General features: G+C 65.2%; 13 protein-coding genes and 1 pseudogene. 5 read left to right on the top strand and 9 right to left on the bottom strand.

All coding sequences use genetic code 11. The features are described 5' to 3' along the window. Positions 1-185 precede the first annotated feature (185 nt). On the top strand, positions 186-881 hold the full coding sequence (locus tag OOK40_RS20590) for an LPXTG cell wall anchor domain-containing protein (RefSeq protein WP_266483762.1): 696 nt from the start codon (positions 186-188) through the stop codon (positions 879-881). 13 nt (positions 882-894) lie between these two features. Beyond that, a complete protein-coding gene (locus OOK40_RS20585) occupies positions 895-2859 on the top strand; it encodes a DUF4012 domain-containing protein (protein ID WP_266483760.1) in 1965 nt (654 codons plus the stop codon). Here the strand turns inward: OOK40_RS20585 and OOK40_RS20580 are convergent. The 4 genes from OOK40_RS20580 to OOK40_RS20565 are packed head-to-tail and all read right to left on the bottom strand — an operon-like array spanning position 2772 to position 6636. Beyond that, positions 2772-3317 carry a low molecular weight phosphatase family protein gene (locus tag OOK40_RS20580; RefSeq protein WP_266484486.1) on the bottom strand — a complete coding sequence of 182 codons (546 nt, stop codon included), beginning with the start codon at positions 3315-3317 and terminating at the stop codon, positions 2772-2774. The two genes, OOK40_RS20585 and OOK40_RS20580, sit on opposite strands and share 88 nt — an antisense overlap. Positions 3318-3327: 10 nt before the next feature. Then, a complete protein-coding gene (locus tag OOK40_RS20575; protein WP_266483758.1) occupies positions 3328-4278 on the bottom strand; it encodes a bifunctional 2-polyprenyl-6-hydroxyphenol methylase/3-demethylubiquinol 3-O-methyltransferase UbiG in 951 nt (316 codons plus the stop codon). Positions 4279-4303: 25 nt separating this feature from the next. After that, positions 4304-5623 (bottom strand): hypothetical protein, encoded by a 1320-nt coding sequence (locus tag OOK40_RS20570; RefSeq protein ID WP_266483756.1) that lies wholly within the window; start codon positions 5621-5623, stop codon positions 4304-4306. A 26-nt stretch (positions 5624-5649) separates the two neighbouring features. Continuing rightward, a complete protein-coding gene (locus OOK40_RS20565) occupies positions 5650-6636 on the bottom strand; it encodes a methyltransferase domain-containing protein (protein WP_266483754.1) in 987 nt (328 codons plus the stop codon). Positions 6637-6786: 150 nt separating this feature from the next. On the opposite strand from OOK40_RS20565, the gene OOK40_RS20560 reads away from it, so the two are divergent. Further along, a complete protein-coding gene (locus tag OOK40_RS20560) occupies positions 6787-7170 on the top strand; it encodes a hypothetical protein (RefSeq protein ID WP_323136081.1) in 384 nt (127 codons plus the stop codon). A 117-nt stretch (positions 7171-7287) separates the two neighbouring features. Beyond that, entirely contained in the window at positions 7288-7434 is a 147-nt protein-coding gene (locus tag OOK40_RS20555; protein ID WP_266483751.1) for a hypothetical protein, read from the top strand. A 91-nt stretch (positions 7435-7525) separates the two neighbouring features. On the opposite strand, the gene OOK40_RS20550 is transcribed toward OOK40_RS20555, so the two are convergent. Together OOK40_RS20550 and OOK40_RS20545 are read right to left on the bottom strand one after the other, a co-directional pair. Next, complete coding sequence (locus OOK40_RS20550; protein WP_266483748.1) at positions 7526-8695, bottom strand: acyltransferase; 1170 nt, start codon at positions 8693-8695, stop codon at positions 7526-7528. Between the two features lie 22 nt (positions 8696-8717). Continuing rightward, complete coding sequence (locus OOK40_RS20545; protein WP_266483747.1) at positions 8718-9530, bottom strand: SGNH hydrolase domain-containing protein; 813 nt, start codon at positions 9528-9530, stop codon at positions 8718-8720. Positions 9531-10000: 470 nt separating this feature from the next. On the opposite strand from OOK40_RS20545, the gene OOK40_RS20540 reads away from it, so the two are divergent. Next, positions 10001-10744, top strand: a complete 744-nt coding sequence (locus OOK40_RS20540) for an SGNH hydrolase domain-containing protein (RefSeq protein WP_266483744.1) — start codon at positions 10001-10003, stop codon at positions 10742-10744. A gap of 592 nt (positions 10745-11336) precedes the next feature. Here the strand turns inward: OOK40_RS20540 and OOK40_RS20535 are convergent. The 3 genes and pseudogenes from OOK40_RS20535 to OOK40_RS20530 all read right to left on the bottom strand — a co-directional run. Then, positions 11337-11855, bottom strand: a pseudogene (locus tag OOK40_RS20535) (transposase); the annotation flags it as partial. Then, positions 11753-12022, bottom strand: coding sequence for a transposase (locus OOK40_RS35445; protein WP_353961857.1), 270 nt, complete (start codon positions 12020-12022; stop codon positions 11753-11755). The pseudogene OOK40_RS20535 and the gene OOK40_RS35445, both read right to left, overlap by 103 nt. A gap of 663 nt (positions 12023-12685) precedes the next feature. Beyond that, positions 12686-13537: a class I SAM-dependent methyltransferase gene (locus tag OOK40_RS20530; protein ID WP_266483737.1), complete on the bottom strand. Its 852-nt coding sequence runs from the start codon at positions 13535-13537 to the stop codon at positions 12686-12688. Positions 13538-13890: the final 353 nt, after the last annotated feature.

Here is a 13890-nt window from a genome sequence, read left to right as displayed (position 1 = left end):
CAACCGGTGCGCCGACCCGTGGAACACCTGGCGAGCCTGTTTGTCCTGAACCGCCCACGTCTATGGATTGTGTTGCTTATTCGGTCGATGCCTTGCTGTCCGAGTCATGGCCCCAGAAGTCGTCCACCCCGCGCCGAGAACAACAAACGATCACTGCCCAAGGCCTTCTGAAGGAGCCGAACACGATGCTCAGACGATCAAGACGGCGTGTCGCCCTGGCCGCCGCCACCGCAGCCCTGGTTGCCGCCGCTCCGATGGTGCTTGCCGAGCCGGCCTACGCCCAGTACCCACCGGGTCCTCCCCCTCAGCTGAGCGATGACACCGTGGCCCCCGGTGATGAGCTCACCTTCTCCGCGACGGGCCTCGAGCCGGATGAGGAGGTAGTCGCCCTCCTGATCCCCGGCGGTGCCGCCACCACCCGAAGCGGCGCGTCCACGGCCGCACTCAGGACATCGCCGTCGTCCGTGCTGCCCATCGTGTCGCCGACAGTGGAGGGTGGAGACGGTGGCGGACACGGGGGCGGACACGGCGACCCCGTGTACCTGGGCACCTTCACCGCGGACTCCAACGGGGCTGTGAGCGGAACGGTCACCATCCCCGAGGACGTTCGCCCCGGTGACTACCGCTTCACGCTCAAGGGCCAGTCATCCGGAATTTGGCTCTCCGCGCCGCTGACAGTTACCCGCGACGGGGGCGGTCCCTGGGACAACCACGGACGCCCCGGCCACCCGGGCCATCACCACGACCCCTCGCAGCTCGCGAAGACAGGTTCCTCGGATGCAACGGTGGCGCTGCTCAGCGCGGCGGGCGCTCTGGTGCTTCTCGGCGGCGGGTCACTCGTGATCGTCAGGCGGCGGCGCAGTCACACCGAACGCGGCTGAGAGAGGCCAGCGGATGCCGTGGACGACCCGCAAACTCCAAGGCAGCGCGGTTGTGTCCCACTTCACCGGCCTGGTGCGACGGAATCACCGCCGCGCCAGGCCGCTGATGTGGGCAACGGCAGCCACTTTCCTCGCCGGTTCGTGCTGGCTGGTCGTCACGGGCCTGTACGCCCGTAGCGAGCTGCTCGCGGCCCGCGGCGACCTGGAAACGCTGCGGAACTCGGTGACGACGTCCGCCTCGTCGGTCTCAACGACGAAGGACGCTGCGGGCCGCCGGGCACGCAGCGAAGCCGCGGCCCGGTCCGCTGCGGCGCACGCGGACCGGGCGCACCGCCTCACCACCGGACCCGCATGGTCCATGGCCACGTATCTGCCGGGCCTCGGCGGCACGGTCGAGACCGTCCGCGGTACGGCCAAGGCCGTCGACCGGCTGACCGGTGACGTTCTGCCTGCCGTCGTACGAACCGCCGGCAACCTCGCCGACGATGCAGGCTCCGACGGCGGCCACTTGGACCTCTCCGAACTGCGCAGGGCCGCCCCGGCTCTCGAGAACGTCTCACGCCAGGTGGCCGTGACCCGTGCGGAGACCCGCAAGCTACCCAACCACACCTGGCTGCCGGCCCTGGACCGGGTCCGGGACGAACTCCTCGGCCGGCTGGACCGGATGGCGCCCGCAGTGGAGGACGCCGCCACCGGCGCCCGCCTCCTGCCACTGATGCTGGGTCAAGACCGTCCTCGGCGTTACCTGGTGGTGTTCCAGAACCCCGCAGAGGCGCGGGGAACCGGTGGAATGCCCGGTGCTCATGCCCTGATGACAGCCGACAGGGGCAGGCTGGCGTTGACGCACTTCGGACACGACGCCGAGATGGTGACCACCCACCCCAAGGTGGATCTCGGTGCCGAATTCGCCTCCATGTACGGGCAGTACGACGCGCTGAACACATGGCCCAATTCCAATATGAGCCCGCACTTCCCCTACGCAGCACGCATCTGGTCGGCCGCCTGGCTCGACAAGAGTGGCGAGCGTGTCGACGGCGTGCTCTCACTGGACCCGGGCGCGCTGGCCCGATTGCTGGCAGCTTCCGGGCCGACGCGCACGACCGACGGCACCGTCGTCACCGCGGACAACGTGGTGGATCTCAGCGAGCGCACCAACTACACGAGGTACTCGGACCCGCTCAAGCGCAAGGCGTTCCTGCTCGACATGGCCCGGGCCTCTGCTGGGCAGTTGCTGGCCGCCGCCGAAGATCCCCAGCGGCGGCCGGGTCTGCTGCTCGGCCTGTACGACGTCCTGAGCAACGGGCAGATGAACATCTGGAGCGCCCACCGCGACGAGCAGCGGGAGCTGGAGTCACGCCCGGCCGGCGGCGCCCTGCCGCAGAGGCCGGAGCCCTACGCCGGGCTGGTGGTCAACAATGCCGCCGGCACCAAACTGGACTACTACCTCGACCGCACCCTGGACTGGCGTCCCGGCCGCTGCACCGCGGCCGGCCGCGAGGTCACGGTCAAAGCCGTCCTCGCCAACAGTGCGCCGTCTCAAGGACTTCCGACATACGTCACCGACCGCCTGGACAAGCCGCCGTATGCAACGCACGAGGGTGACAATCGCCTGCTCGTGTCCTACTACGCGACCGCCGGGGCGAATCTGATCAAGGCTACGGTCGACGGGCGCACGGCTCTCATGTCACCGGGCATCGAGCGCGGACATCCCGTGTACACGCTCGACGTCGAGGTGCCCGCGGGCAGCAGCCGCACGGTGACGCTGCACCTGCTCGAGCCCCCGGCCGACGACGCGCCCACCCTGCTGCACCAGCGGCTTCCGCGCCCGCTGCACGCCACGGTGCACCCTTCCCCGGGCTGCGACGGGGGACTGAGCGGGGACCCCACCGGTCAGCCCAGCACTGCCGCGGTGATCCCCTCCACCGCTTCCGCGATCCGGGCGGCGCACGCCCTTGCCTCCTCCTCGGACGCACCATAGGGGTCGTCCAGGTCGTCGTCCCACGATCCCCCGCCGCTTGCTCCCCGCCGGGCCGCGGCCCCTCTGGTCAGGGCCGCGGCCCGCTCGACCGGGTCGGTCAGACCGGCCGCGTCGTCCTCGTGCAGCAGCCGCGCGAACTCCCGCAACGTAAAGGCGCGTCCGAGCCCATAAACCGGGGAGAGCCGGACAGCCGCCTCGCGGTGCTCCGTCGCGGCGCCCAACACCAGTTCCGCGTCTCTCACGAGAGACGCGGTGAGCCGTCGGGCGGCGGCTCCGGCGGGGTCCCCGCCCAGCTCGGTGAGCAGGGAGGCTGCGGCGGGGTCCATCGGCGCCCCGTTCACCGCGATGGTTCCCGCGCTCGACACCCGGAACCTGCCCCCGGCCGAGGCGAGTCGGAAGGCCAGCAGACGCTCCGCCAAGGGTGAGCGATGCAGGTTCCCGGTGCAGACGACAAGCACACGGAACGGATCATGCACGGCGGAGCACCGCGAACGTGGTGTGCCCGTACTCGCCCCGGGACGCGAAGCGGCCTTCGGCGGCCAGACGTGCATGACGACGTTCCGACATGCGCACCCGGGCAGTGGCGCGCCCCGCAAACCGCGCCACCCGGGAACCGGTCACCGGACGCAGCGCCGTCCGGACGGATCGTTGGCGCGATGCCCTGGCTTGGGATAGGGAAGGCGGCTGGTACTCGACCAGGACTAGCTCCATGCCCAGGACTTCGGCCACCGCGGTGAACTGCCGGGGACCCCAACGGGACAGGTGGTGCGGTGGGCAGTCATTCGGTTCCAGCCCCTGGCGGAACCGCTCACGGTTCGGCACGGAAAGGAGGATCTCACCGCCCGGCACCACGACCGCCGCCAGCGCGGTCAGAAAGCCGCGTACATCCGCCACATGTTCCAGCACCTGGAAAGCGCAGACGACATCCGCCCGGGCAGGACGTGCCAGAGCGTCGGCGCGGATGTCGTCCTCGCTCACCTTGATGCCGGCCGCACGCAGCACGTCCGCAGCCCGAGGGTTCTTCTCCAGCGCCTCGACGGAACTGCACCGAGTAAGTACGGAGCGCAGGAAGGCTCCTTCGCCCGAGCCCACTTCGACCACTCGCGCACCATTCTCGATACGCTGCGCGGCTCGGTCGAACTCCCAACGCCACGTCTCGTACTTGACCCCACCGGTGAAGAGCTGGGTATAGAAGTCGGCGTCGCCCTCGAGCGCGGGGGCAAACCATTCCAGCTCGCAACGACCGCAGCGGCGCAGGGCTACGGGTCCGTCCCCGTAGTGGGCGATGACATCGTCCGAAAACGAGGTGGCCCACTGCTCCGCGTATGCCCGCCAGACATCGGAGAGATGGATGTGAGACAGCGTCAGGAAGGATGAAGAACCACAAAGAGGGCAGGGATCAGGCGAAGTATCCAGCACCGGAAAATCCTTTCAGGATGCGTGTCTACGTATGGCGTGCACGAAATCGACGTGCTGCGCCACTCCGGAGGCCGTACATGAGTGCCAGAGGAACGGCCAGACCCAGGACATACACCGCCAGATACTTGCTCCACGTCGTGGGCGTGAGGTGCGGACTGTGTACGACGGCCACGGCAGCGATGGCCGCGAGCCACACGTGGATCCGCATCATGGCCCTGGCCGGAGAGAGAGGGAGGTAAAGCACCACCAGGATGAGCAGCATGCATTCGAGCAGGGAACGCTGCCGGTAAAAGGCTCCGCCGAAGGTCGCGATATATGCGGCGGCATAGGCCGAGGCCCCCAGCACTGCGGCGCGGCCGACACCCGCGGTATCCGCCCAGGCCTTTCGCAAAGCGGTGGGGCCAAGGAAGAGTGAGGCGATCCAGATGACGGTGCCCAGATAGAGCCAACGTTCGGGGACGGCGGTCTCCGGCCCGAACTCCCAGGGGAACGGCCCGAGCAGCAAGGTCACCAGATACTGAGGATGATTCAACAGGTTCTGGGAGCCGTATCCCCCGCCGAAGGCGAGACGGGTTCCGTCGTGGACCTCCAGACTGTCCACAAGGCCAAAGAGCGTCATCAGACGAGGAAGAATGAAGACGGCGGCGGCCCCGATGAGGACAAGGGAACCCGCCAGGTACTCACGGCGAAATCTCACCCGGGCGAGCAGAGCAACCCCGAGAAAGAGGGCTGCCGCTGGTCTCAGGTACAGACATGTGTAGATGCTCAGCATCGTGCTGACACAGGCGAGCGAGAAGCGCGCCCGGGTCTGCACGAGCAGGGACCACAGGACGATGCTGGTGATCAGCCCGTCCTTCAGGCCCCAGGCATCCCACAGCAAGAGGGACGGACTCGCGCCCACCATCAGTCCGGCGGCGGCGGCGCGCTTACGCCCCCGCCCGGATGTGAGAGCCAGTCCGTACGCGGCGACCGCGCCGGTGGCCGCGAGAAGAGCCAGAACCGTCTTGGCGGCCAGCCACCCACCACCGGTCAGGAGCCTGCACAGCGCCATGATCGCCGGGTAGCCCCACACCTCGGAACCGACCAGCCCCGAGAGGTTGCGCGACTCCAAGGGGCTCCCGCTGCGCCAGGCAGCGGCAATCATGTCGCTTGCCGTTCTATAGCCCCGAGCATCCGGAAAGAGCGCGTCGCCGTTGGTATGTGAGTGAACGACGACGACAACACCGACGTGGAGAACCGCCGCTGCCGTGAATACCGCCAGAGCCCCCCAGAGGGAACTCCGCGGGGCGTCGGTCGGGTTAGGATGAGGGCTGGCCGGTTTTCTGAGCACGGTCGATGCGCGCATGGTCAACCGGCCCCTTTCGATCTGTGTTACTTCGTTCCACGGACGACATAGAGCCCGCGAATGCGTTCGATCTCGAATTCGCTCAGGCGAAGATCCCTGCACCAGCGATCGAGTCGGCGCCGCGGCTGGGGCCGCTCGAATTGAGGCGAGAGCCAGTCGAAGGTGTCCAGGATCGACCAGGTCCGCAAGGTCTCGGTGTCGGTCAGCCCGAGGTGGCGGTGATTGGCAACGGGAACCAGCCGGGTCAGGTAGTCACCCACCCGTGGAACTGCGCTGAGACGCATGGAAACCGGCAGCAGTCGTGGCGTCATGGATTGGACAACGCTGTAGAGCTTGCCGGGAGGAATTCGCTTGGTGACGGGCCGCAGCAGTTGCCGTAGATGCGGATAGGCGACGATCGCCGCGTACACGTCGATGCAGAACTTTCCACCGGGACGCAGGTAACGGAAGATCGTCTTGAAGGCCCGCTCGACGTCAGGCGTGTGCTGGATGACTCCGAGGCAGACGAGGTGGTCGAACGACTCATCCACCAGGGGGAGTTCGTAAATGCTGGCCTGAAGTAGCCGCAGGTTGGCGAATCGGCCATTGGATGTGGCGTTGGCCTCCACCGCGTTGGAAATGTCGAAGGAGGTTACAGCAGCCCCCATCTGGCAGAGCACCTCCGTGAAGCGTCCGGCGCCGCTTCCGCACTCAAGAACTTCGCGGCTCTTAAGCTCATCAGGAGTCCAGCCGCTCTCCCTCAGGAGGCGATCTCTGGAAACGGGAAGCCCCACATACGAGTCAAGCTGGGTAAGCCGATGCACATTCCATTGATACCCGAACGATTTCCCGTAGTTGTCCTCGGGAACGAACCGTGGGATCCCCTCACGCACCGGATAGACCCGCCTACACCTTTCGCAGGTCAGTGTGGTCTCTCCGTGAAGCCGCGCACGGCAGTTCGGACACTGAAGCGTTTCGAACCAGCCAGCGTCTCGGTTCTTCTCCGCGAGGCCATCGGCCAATCTCCTGTGCATGCAGGACAAGCTAACTGATCGTTCACTTTGCGGCGGGCAAGCACTCGCGTGTCGTGTTCTTGCCGCATATTACGACGAGTTAGGCATGCAACCGACTCATGAGATCCACCAATGGGCAATCAGCGGTGCCCTCCGGGGTGAACGGGGGCCGTGGCTGACGTGAGCCCGTGGGGCTACACCGTGCCTTGCGGAAGATGCGCCAGGACTTCAAGGTCGCGATGGCACCCGCCATCCGAGCCTGACCACCAAGTCGAGGGTGCCCGCCAGAAGAGGTCACCGGTTCAGAGCACACCGCGAAATTTCCCGAAGCGAGGCGCGGGCGTTGCGCGGCAAGCCGGGCGAAATGGCCCCTATCTCTGTGGCCTGTACGAGGAACACGGCGAGGACCCGGTCGGGCATCTGCGGCGGATGTTCGCCTTCGCGATCTGGGACACGGCACGGCGCCGGCCGCTGCTCGCACGGGACCGGGTGGGCAAGAAGCCGCTGTACTACCGGGTCTTCGAGGTTGAGCGGTGCGTCTCGTTTGTGACCTGAGGTGGTGTCACGGTCCGTGACCGCCGCGAGGGTGCCCTGACGCTAATGCAAGGCGCCCGTGGTCATGCGTGATCATTTCTGTTCTTGAGGCAGAGCGATCATGCAGGAGCCACGGGCTTGGTCAACGATACGACGGTGCTGCTCGACCTCGACGGGGTGCTTGTCCAGCGCGCCGAGCTGCTGGACGACGGGAGACGTCGTGTCCACCTCACCACAGCGGACTCGTCGGCGCGGTCCTGTCCGGCCTGCGATTTCCGCCCCTGAAGCCGTGAGCGCGTTTCCGCAGCTCACGGACATCCGATGGTTGGTCACCCTTGCTGAACAGCTACAACGCGGGTTTCACCCCACCGGTTCGTCAGGGTGCGTTTGGTCCGGTGACGATCGGGCCGTCATTGTGGGCATCCACGGGAGCGGCGACGGGGATTGTGGTGACGATGGCCACCACGACACTGCAGACAGCCAGAGCGGGGAGAAGGATCCGGGGGCGCAACGGCGAGGTTCGAACGGGGCGCTCAATCAGTCGGTAGCTGGCCGCGGAGAGGAGGACGGACGCGCTGACGGCTACGGACGCAGTCGTTCCCTGGTTCCACTCCGGGTGGTTGACACCGAGGTAGACCCATACGGGCCAGTGCCACAGGTAGAGCCCGTAGCTGCGGTGCCCGAGCCATAGGAGTGGGCGGGACGTCAGCGTCCTCCGGAATCGATCTTGGTGCGCGGTGGCATCGATCAGCGCGACTGCTGCAATCCCTGCCACAGGCAGCTGCCAGGCGTAGAAGGCGGCCGAGTCGATGTCTGCGGTGCACCACAGCCAGCCGAGGACCGCTACCGCTGGCGAAGAGAACCGGGAGAACAGACCTGGGCGGAACGCGATGACGGCCCCCAGCAATAGCGCTCCGGCCCGGGAATCAGTGCCGAGGTAGGCCCGCTCCGGCATGCCGGGGAGGTAGAGGAGGTGCGCTAGCAGGTAGCAGGCTGCGGCAGCCGCGAGGAGAAGCCGGTGGGGATGGCGGATTTGTACGCTACCCCAGGTGGTGAGCCCGATCAGCAGGACTGGCCAGACGAGATAGAACTGCTCCTCAACGGCCAGGGACCAAAGGTGGTTCAGCGGGGCTTGTTCCTGGGCCACGTCCCAGTAGTCGACGTGTCCGAGGACCGCGTACCAGTTGGAGGTGTACGTGAGGGCGGCTAGCGTCTGGGCGTTCACGGTGGGACGCAGTCCCGGAGGATCCTGCAGGAGCATCCACGCCTGGACGGTTCCGACAACGAGTAGGACGGCGGGGAGGAGTCGTTTGGCCCGCCGGAACCAGAAGCTCCCCAGTGAAGGGCGTGGGGTTCGGGCTCGTTCCGCCAGCAGCAACCGGGTGATGACGAACCCCGAGATGACGAAGAACAGATCGACCCCGAGGAATCCGCCGTCCAGCCCGATCCCGCAGTGGAAGGCCATGACTGCGGCAACGGCGACGGCCCGTAGGCCGTCGATCGCGTCGATTCTTCCGCGGTGAGTCTCGTCTCCGGTTAGGGCCATATGTTCGATAGCCAGCGACACCTCAGGCACCGCTCCTGGTGAACATCGCGTTCAGAGCCCAGATGGCCAGGCGTGCGCGGGCAGGCTTGGTGGGGTGGTCAGTGGGGTCGTAGACCTGTGTCCCTGAGAGGACTTCAGGACACCCATCGTCATTGCACAGCTGGCCGCGCAGATCCAGCAGTCGCACACCGGGATGTTCTGCTGAGGCCTCCCGGAGGATTCGGTTCATCACCAGGGCGGAGGATCGGTACTTTGGGTGGCTGACCTGCTGCGAAGTCATCAGGTACAACGGGGTGTTCCGGCTGGTCAGAATGGAGATTGCCTGGTTCAGCCGGTCCCGGAAGGCCGTCTCGTGGGCCGGCGAGGTGAGGTCGCGGGGCTCTGCGTTGGCTGCCAGCCGCTGCGGGGTGACGTCCCAGAAGCCGACATTTAGCAGGGCGGCATCGGGCTTGTACTTCTGCAGATAGGAGGGCCATTGGGTGGGCCACTTGCGACATGTCTCCGGTGTTTCCTTGCCCATGGGCAGCAGGATTCCGCAGCCGCCGAGTCCCGCGTTTACGATGGTGTTGTGAGAGGCCGCGACTTCACTCATGCCCTGGCCGATGCTGGCGGACCAGGAGTCCCCCACCACCAGCACGGTCTTCCCGGACACCGCGGGTGAGAGAGAAGGGGAGCCGAGAGGGGGAACGGCTGCCCCATAGTGTGGTTCACCGGCTTTGGCAGGGGCTGCTTCGGAGTGTGCGGTGTTCTTCTCCACATGTGGTGAAGTGCAACCGCATGCCAGCACGCTGATCACTCCGGCGACGCAGAGCCAGAGAATTCTTCCTCGCGCCATGGCTACCCACCTTGATTCCCGGGATTCCGTCGTCGTCGGACGCGCTTGCGGAGTCTGCGTACGAAGGTCTGTAATTTGACTGAGGTTCTACAATCGAGCAGGCCGACATCCCGCCCGTCGGCCGAGCGCAAGTTGATTGTCGATCAGGAGATTAGCTGCCGGTAGCCAACGCCGAGTTCTGGCGCGCCCATGAATGCGTCATCCGGAGGTAGCCGTCCGGCCAGCTTGGACCAATCCGGTGAAAATTCGTACTGGTGCGTCGAGTCGGGTGGTTGCTCAGCAGTCCTGTCGGTACGCTCCGAGGTGATCCGGGGCCCGGGGCCTCACGACGAATTGCGTGCTGACTTCCTTCGGAGGGACTGGTGACAATGCCTGCATGTCACATGCTGAAAGGTCTATCCCTGTGCTTGGCGGCCAGCATGGCAGGGTGGTGGGGTGGGAGCCCTGGACTGGTTCGAGAATCTAAGCCCATGCTCTCGGAAATTCCCTGCTACGCCGCTCCGTGCTCGTTCCCTGAAACGTCACCGAATTTGCGTAACACCAGCATCCCTCCGTGGGGGGACCCTGCCCTGCTGCCGGGTGCGGAAGGGAAGAAGGTACTGGTCGTCGGAGATTCCTGGGGACGTGACGCGGGTGACGGCATCGCTTCCGCTCTCGGCAAAAAGGGGCAGGCCAAGAACGCCGCAGTGCTCGCGTGCGGGATCCGTAAACCGCTTCCGATCCCGAAGACTTGCCCGAACTGGGAGGTCGAGTGGCCTGCCCTGATGGACAAGGTGCGTCCGGATGCGGTTTTGATGAGCATCCAGTGGGATGCGGGCGAGCAGCAGATCGATCCGGGCGGGAAGCGAGTGACGATTCGCGATGACGAGGCCCGGCGGAGGTTCGTCACCAATCTTGACCGAGCCATCCGGATCCTCTCCAATAGGGGAACGCCAGTCTATGTCTTCGGGTCGACATTTGCGCATACGCCGAACACGGTGGCGGTCCTGCTGTCCGGAATTCTCCTGGAGTTCAGCAAGAAGTATCCAGGAGTGCATTACCTGGATCTCTACCACCAGCTCTGCAATGACCTAAATCAGTGCCCCAAAGAGATTTCCGGGGTACCTGTCTACGGTACAAGCGTACACATCAGCGTGGAGACCAAGGTGCGCATCGGAAACTGGATTCTCAATTCGATGTTTTACCACCCAGTGATGCGCACAAAAAACACTTGAAAAGATTGGAGCCTGTGGAAATGATTGGTGCGAAGGTCGCGCGAGCGGCCGGTCCGGGACTGCTGGCGGCCGCTCTGCTTGCGCTGCCGGTATCCGCGCATGCGGCTGACGGAGACTTCTATTGGAGCACCTCCGGACTGGGTGCGCAGGACGGAGTGCTGTCTTCCCCGGAGTCGGGTCGCTGCTACTCTCTGCGAGGGGACAGCCCGCCGTTCTATGCGTCGAACTACACCAGCCGGATGGTACGTTCGTATCAGTTCAGCGGTTGCAGGGGCGAGGTCCAGAGCAGCATCGAGCCCGGGTCTGTGGGGCACGTATACAAGTACGTGAAATTCGGGTAGCGCTGGGCCTTCGGCGCTACACACTCCTGGTTCCGCTGTAATTTGACTGGTTCGCTCCAGTGGGCTGGTGATTGTCGTCAGGTGCATCGAATATCTGAAGAGAGTTTGATGCATGGGCGAGACAATCGGGCCTTGAGAGTAGTCTTTGCGCGGGCCCCGAACCTCGATCTTGCATGAGGGTCCGTCAGCTTGCTGACGGACCCTTTCTGCGCGTTCAGGTTCGAGCTTTCTGCTTGTGGGCAGGTGGGTCTTCATAGTTGAGCGGTGCGGAGGTGCCCGCGGGCTCGGCGGGTGGTGACGCAGCGTGTCCGAGGGCGCCGGTTGTCGGCATTGCTGAACCCGAACGCGTTGCGGGCGACGAGCTTGATCACGCGGTTGATGCCCTCGCTCCGGGCGTTGCTGTACCCGGTGTCGATGAACACGGCGATCTCGGTCCACCAGCGGTCGACGGTGACGGCGAGGCGGCGCACTTCGGGGATGTCGCTGTCTGCGCACCAGCTGAGGAACTTCCAGCGGGCGTGGCCGACTTGATGTCGGCTCGCACCGGTGAGGGCGAGGGCGAGGATGTTGCGCAGGGACTCCCTGGCGATCCACGCGGTCAGCAGGGTCTGGCCGACCCTCCCCTCGGCCAGCAGCGGGTTCCACATCTTCGCGAACTGCTCATCGCTCAGGTCCTCGCGGTTGCGGAGCAGCCGACGCCTGGCCTTCCACTCCGGGTCCGTGGCCCGTCCGCGCCGGCCGCGGACCTCGGCGGTGGTGCGCCTGCGCTCCGTGACAGCATCTTGTTCGCCAGCTGCACGACGTGGAAGTGATCGACCACGATGACGGCGTCGGGCGGTCCCGTGCGGATCGCGGCCCGGTAGGTGGACGACATGTCGATCGCGACGTGACGGATGTTCTTCCGCCAGGTCAGCGGGGTGGTCGAGAGCCAGGCCAGGCGGACCGTGACACCACCTCAGGCCACAAACGAGACGCACCGCTCAACCGCGAAGACCCGGTAGTACAGCGGCAGTCCGGGACCTCACTGGCGTTCGCGTCGGAGCTGAAGGCTCTGATGGCCGATCCGGCGGTGTCCCGTGAGGTAGACCCGGCGGCTCTGCATCACTGTCTGACCTACCAGTACGTGCCCGCACCCTGGTCGATCTACCGCGGAGTACACAAGCGGCCCCCGGCCACCTGCTCGTCTGGCAGGACGGGGAGGTGAGCCTGCGACGGTACTGGAAACTGGACTTCACACCCCGGACGATGGGCTGCGAGCGGAAGACGGCAGAGCAGGCAAGGGAATGCTGGACACCACCCGGGTCCGCATGATGAGCGAGCGTCCGCTGGGGTGCCTTCCTGTCGGGCGACATCGACTCCTGCACGTTGGTGGCCACCATGGCACGCCTCTGTGAGAGCCATGGTGACGGCCAGGCTCGTCAGCACGATGACCACCTTGTGAAAGGCGCCTCACGGCCGGGTTTCCAGGACCGCGACAGCGCACGGCAGTGCGGGCAGCAACCACACCCGGGAGCGGTTGAGCCACGGCAGACCGACCGCCGCAACCGGGACGCGCAATTGGAGGCCGCTCACTTGACCATAGGTCCCAACCCGCAGACCGCTACTTTTCGAATACTAGTGTAATTGACGATACATGACGAAGGACACAAAAGGCGATCCAGTCGATTACGGCCCGCCTGGAACGGCAGTAGGATTCCAATCCCCTACGACCGAGCACGGAAGCGATCTTCTGCTGGTAAAGCTCCTGCGTGTACCGGTATGAAAGCTTCAGGTCCGCACGCTTCGACTCCTCTGAGAATTCCTCAAAATATCGGTATGTCGTACCCAGATGCAAATAGGTCGAGATACGTTCGGCGGTTTCCCTGATGTCCCCGGTCCTGTTGTTTCCCACCTTCAACCACCTCCACATACGCGCCATTGCCGCACGTTGCTCATGACCACGAACGCGGTGAATCAGCGGCATGAGGACGTGGCCGTCGCATAGTGCGTTCCGCAGCGGAAAGACGTGCATCGAGCGCCCGCCCGGCACAAGTACACGGCTGAGTTGAGCGAGAAACGGGCGAAGCCTGACGACATGCTCCAATACCTGGTTTGACACCACGATGTCGAAACTTCCGTCCGGGTATGGCCACGCCTCGTGCTGGGATACGGATTGAATACGATCGGCCCATGGCTCGCCCGGCAGCAAGGATTCCAGCCGATCCACAGTCGACTTCGGGAAATCAGGACGATTTGACAATGTGTCAATAACATCGAACCCGTGCACCTCGACGGCGACTCCAGGATTGAGGTCGGTCAGTCCAGCCTGGAGAAACGCCACGAGGTCCCCCTCGCCGCATCCCACGTCTAGTACCCGAAGACTATCCCGCCCGGCTGTACTGGATAGCTCCGTATTTACCGAAGCCAGTAGATGCTGATGCGTGAGGCTTTTCGGCGCCAGGGAGATGCTCATAGTTCCGCACTGTACATGCGCGTCGCCCGGGGAGAAGTGAAACACTCATGGTTCGCCAGATGTTCGGAGCCTCCGCGGAATGAGCTCTGCAAGCTCGCGCATTCAGATCACATCTGATTATGCTCGGTGCCAGCGCCCATCGCGAACCCTTTGGAGTGCCGACATGTTGACGATGCGCGGCCAGCAGATGGGCGAGAACTCGACCACGGGCCCCGGAACGCCCCGATGGGGCTCCGCGACCATATCCCTCCGCCAGGACCCGACGGCGAAATTGGCGGCGCCGCACAGAGGAGGTCACCGGATCAGAGCACACGGCGCGGTTCCCGAAGAGGGAAGAGCTGCCGTTGCGCGGG

It is taken from the genome of Streptomyces sp. NBC_01481 (assembly GCF_026339995.1).
In the GTDB taxonomy this organism is placed as follows: domain Bacteria; phylum Actinomycetota; class Actinomycetes; order Streptomycetales; family Streptomycetaceae; genus Streptomyces.
The sequence above is the reverse complement of the archived record's forward strand: the minus strand, read 5'-3'. Positions and strand labels throughout refer to the sequence as shown.

What these genes read in the sequence shown, in the direction of transcription:
- OOK40_RS20590 (WP_266483762.1), top strand. Translation starts at nt 186, where the DNA reads ATGCTCAGACGATCAAGACGGCGTGTCGCCCTGGCCGCCGCCACCGCA.
- OOK40_RS20585 (WP_266483760.1), top strand. Translation starts at nt 895, where the DNA reads ATGCCGTGGACGACCCGCAAACTCCAAGGCAGCGCGGTTGTGTCCCAC.
- OOK40_RS20570 (WP_266483756.1), bottom strand. Translation starts at nt 5,623, where the DNA reads ATGCGCGCATCGACCGTGCTCAGAAAACCGGCCAGCCCTCATCCTAAC.
- OOK40_RS20565 (WP_266483754.1), bottom strand. Translation starts at nt 6,636, where the DNA reads ATGCACAGGAGATTGGCCGATGGCCTCGCGGAGAAGAACCGAGACGCT.
- OOK40_RS20550 (WP_266483748.1), bottom strand. Translation starts at nt 8,695, where the DNA reads ATGGCCCTAACCGGAGACGAGACTCACCGCGGAAGAATCGACGCGATC.
- OOK40_RS20545 (WP_266483747.1), bottom strand. Translation starts at nt 9,530, where the DNA reads ATGGCGCGAGGAAGAATTCTCTGGCTCTGCGTCGCCGGAGTGATCAGC.
- OOK40_RS20540 (WP_266483744.1), top strand. Translation starts at nt 10,001, where the DNA reads ATGCTCTCGGAAATTCCCTGCTACGCCGCTCCGTGCTCGTTCCCTGAA.
- OOK40_RS20530 (WP_266483737.1), bottom strand. Translation starts at nt 13,537, where the DNA reads ATGAGCATCTCCCTGGCGCCGAAAAGCCTCACGCATCAGCATCTACTG.